The sequence below is a fragment of the Nitrosomonas eutropha genome (genome assembly GCF_003201195.1).
Taxonomy (GTDB): domain Bacteria; phylum Pseudomonadota; class Gammaproteobacteria; order Burkholderiales; family Nitrosomonadaceae; genus Nitrosomonas; species Nitrosomonas eutropha.
This window is the reverse complement of record NZ_QICQ01000066.1, coordinates 1-3,610: the sequence shown is the minus strand read 5'-3', so window position 1 is coordinate 3,610 and position 3,610 is coordinate 1. Positions and strand designations below refer to the sequence as shown.

Sequence of the window (3,610 nt, the reverse complement as noted above, 5' to 3'; positions counted from 1 at the left end):
GAGAGAGATGAGATTAGGGGAGTATTTGAAGGGGATGCTGCTGTGTGCGGGCCTGTTGTTGATTGGGCCGGTACAGGCGGATATATCGACGGTGCCGGATGAGACGTATGAAGCATTGAAGCTGGATCGCAGCAAAGCCACGCCGAAAGAGACCTATGATGCGCTGGTGAAGCGTTACAAGGATCCTGCACATGGTGCTGGCAAGGGCACGATGGGAGACTACTGGGAACCGATAGCGCTTAGTATCTACATGGACCCGAACACCTTTTACAAACCACCGGTTTCCCCGAAAGAAATTGCTGAGCGCAAAGACTGCGTTGAATGCCACTCTGATGAAACGCCGGTTTGGGTAAGAGCATGGAAACGCAGTACCCATGCCAACCTGGACAAAATACGCAACCTCAAGCCGGAAGATCCGCTTTTTTACAAAAAAGGCAAGCTGGAAGAAGTTGAGAACAACCTGCGCTCCATGGGCAAACTTGGAGAGAAGGAAGTGCTCAAGGAAGTAGGCTGTATTGACTGTCACGTTGACATCAACGCCAAAAAGAAAGCAGATCACACCAAAGACGTACGCATGCCTACAGCTGACGTTTGCGGAACCTGTCACCTGAGAGAATTTGCCGAGCGTGAATCCGAGCGTGACACCATGATCTGGCCGAATGGCCAGTGGCCTGACGGACGTCCATCCCACGCCCTGGACTACACAGCCAACATTGAAACCACCGTTTGGGCAGCCATGCCGCAACGTGAAGTGGCAGAAGGTTGCACCATGTGCCACACCAACCAGAACAAATGCGACAACTGTCATACCCGCCATGAATTTTCGGCGGCAGAATCCCGCAAACCGGAAGCCTGTGCCACCTGTCACAGCGGCGTGGATCATAATAACTATGAAGCCTACATTATGTCCAAGCATGGCAAACTGGCTGAAATGAACCGGGGAAACTGGAACTGGAATGTTCGTCTGAAAGACGCCTTCTCCAAAGGAGGTCAGACCGCACCGACCTGTGCAGCCTGCCACATGGAATACGAAGGGGAATATACCCATAACATCACCCGTAAGACCCGCTGGGCAAACTACCCGTTTGTTCCGGGGATTGCAGAAAACATCACCAGCGACTGGTCAGAAGCTCGTCTGGATTCCTGGGTTGTGACCTGTACCCAATGTCACTCGGAACGGTTTGCCCGCTCCTACCTGGATCTCATGGACAAAGGTACCCTGGAAGGGCTGGCTAAATACCAGGAAGCCAATGCCATTGTTCACAAAATGTATGAAGACGGCACCCTGACTGGTCAAAAAACCAATCGTCCGAATCCACCGGCGCCAGAGAAACCGGGTTTTGGTATCTTCACCCAACTGTTCTGGTCCAAGGGTAACAACCCGGCCTCACTTGAACTGAAAGTGCTGGAAATGGCAGAAAACAATCTGGCCAAAATGCACGTAGGACTGGCACACGTTAATCCAGGTGGCTGGACTTATACCGAAGGTTGGGGTCCGATGAACCGTGCCTATGTTGAAATCCAGGATGAATACACCAAGATGCAGGAAATGACAGCTCTGCAAGCGCGTGTTAACAAACTGGAAGGTAAAAAAACCAGCCTGCTTGACCTCAAGGGAGCGGGAGAAAAGATCTCGCTGGGAGGACTGGGAGGTGGAATGTTGCTGGCGGGAGCGATTGCTCTGATTGGCTGGCGTAAACGTAAGCAAACGCAAGCTTGACTGCTTCGTTGACACCAAACCGGCGCGCACAGTCGCGCTGGTTTGACCGACTCCTCCCGCCACTGGGGATTTTACTGGTGACGGGAGGTTTGGTTTTGCTGGGTGGGTATGCTTGGCTGCTGCTGACACCGGATGAGGCTCCCTATCGTTACCAGCTGGCTGCCACCGGCAAGGTGGACGACTATCCTGATCTGGAACTGGAAGCCTGGCCGAATCTGACCATCAACCAGTACGACATTCATCTGGAAGGAACGGATCAACCGATAGCACAAGCCTGGTTTGGTCAGCGTGCAAATCAACCGCAGGTATTACTCAACTGGAAGAACGAAACCAGAGAACCTCTGCTGGCGCTGGATCAGAAAGCTGCTGAACTCAGTGCGCTTGCAACGGCAATAGACAAATATGCCCCGCGAGATGCACTACTGCTCAGCTGGTGGGATACCTCACGCCAACTGGCCCTGTTGACCGGACGAGACGTACTGTTTCACAGCACACTGCACGAACCTCTGATTGTTCCGCCGGAATGGCAAGCGCATGCGCAAGCGATCCGCGCGTATGAAAACGAACAAACCGGCGCTGCGGCCGATCCACAGGAACGCGAGCTGTTTCTGCGTTTTACGCAAAGCCTGCTCAATCCGCTGGCCAGTGGCCTGGCTGATTTGCGACAACTGGCCGGTACACGCGATGCTTACCTGATCGTGCATATCAGCGACCTGTACAAACTGGGTCTGCTATACCCTGACAAATTTGGCATTGCCTACAAACCCTACCGCCTGATCGGTAACCTGCATGGCATGATCAGTCATGTCAAGACCGAGATGAGCAATCACGGCTACTACGCCTACACTGTGCAATCGTTATCGGACGAACTGATTCGCGCCTTCTTTCTGACAGATGAAGCCAGTTACCACACCCTGCTGGCCAGGCTGCTGCCATTTACCAGCCAACCTTCTCCGCTGGAGCTCGCCTCCCCGCGATTGATCTACCAGCAAGGAGGATACTGGGTCTATCAACTGGCAGAAAAGGCCCCGGCGGCACAAACCCAGCACAATCTGCAACCCGCTCCGGATCATGATAAAACGACGGATTCAACCCATCTGACTGATCAGGTACAATGATGGTCGGCAAGACAAAAGAATCATAATCTGTGTTCAAACATCTAGGAAAAGAGGAGAGATCATGAAAATAATAATAGCCTGCGGACTGGTTGCTGCAGCCCTGTTCACCCTGACAAGTGGACAGAGTCTGGCAGCGGATGCTCCGTTTGAAGGTCGGAAAAAGTGCAGTTCCTGTCACAAACCACAAGCCCAGTCGTGGAAACATACTGCCCACGCCAAGGCGATGGAATCGCTCAAGCCCAATGTCAAAGTGGAAGCCAAACAAAAAGCCAAACTGGATCCTGCCAAGGACTACACCCAGGACAAAGACTGCGTAGGTTGCCACGTGGATGGATTTGGCCAGAAAGGTGGCTACACGATAGACTCCCCCAAACCCATGCTGACAGGCGTAGGCTGTGAATCCTGCCACGGGCCTGGACGTAAATACCGGGGAGATCACCGCAAGGCCGGGCAAGCATTTGAGAAATCGGGCAAAAAAGCGCCGCGCAAGACCCTGGCAAGCAAGGGGCAAGACTTTAATTTTGAAGAACGTTGCAGCGCCTGCCATCTGAACTATGAAGGGTCACCCTGGAAAGGAGCAAAACCTCCCTATACCCCGTACACACCGGAAGTGGATCCGAAATATACCTTCAAGTTTGACGAGATGGTAAAAGACGTTAAAGCCATGCACGAGCATTACAAACTGGATGGCGTATTTGACGGAGAGCCTAAATTCAAGTTCCATGACGAATTCCAGGCCAATGCTAAAACTGCCAAAAAAGGAAAATAGAGA

General features: G+C 52.6%; 3 protein-coding genes. All 3 read left to right on the top strand.

Going from position 1 to position 3,610, the window contains the following annotated elements:
• The first annotated feature begins 7 nt into the window (after positions 1 to 7).
• The gene (locus tag C8R14_RS13040) at positions 8 to 1,720 is read left to right on the top strand and encodes a multiheme c-type cytochrome (RefSeq protein WP_011634719.1); all 1,713 of its coding nucleotides are present in this window, start codon (positions 8 to 10) and stop codon (positions 1,718 to 1,720) included.
• Positions 1,717 to 2,838, top strand: coding sequence for a hydroxylamine oxidation protein HaoB (haoB, locus tag C8R14_RS13035; protein ID WP_110332643.1), 1,122 nt, complete (start codon positions 1,717 to 1,719; stop codon positions 2,836 to 2,838). Before C8R14_RS13040 ends, haoB begins: the two co-directional genes overlap by 4 nt.
• 61 nt (positions 2,839 to 2,899) lie before the next feature.
• Positions 2,900 to 3,607, top strand: coding sequence for a cytochrome c-550 CycA (gene cycA, locus C8R14_RS13030; RefSeq protein ID WP_011634831.1), 708 nt, complete (start codon positions 2,900 to 2,902; stop codon positions 3,605 to 3,607).
• Positions 3,608 to 3,610: the final 3 nt, after the last annotated feature.

What these genes read in the sequence shown, in the direction of transcription:
- cycA (WP_011634831.1), top strand. Translation starts at nt 2,900, where the DNA reads ATGAAAATAATAATAGCCTGCGGACTGGTTGCTGCAGCCCTGTTCACC.
- C8R14_RS13040 (WP_011634719.1), top strand. Translation starts at nt 8, where the DNA reads ATGAGATTAGGGGAGTATTTGAAGGGGATGCTGCTGTGTGCGGGCCTG.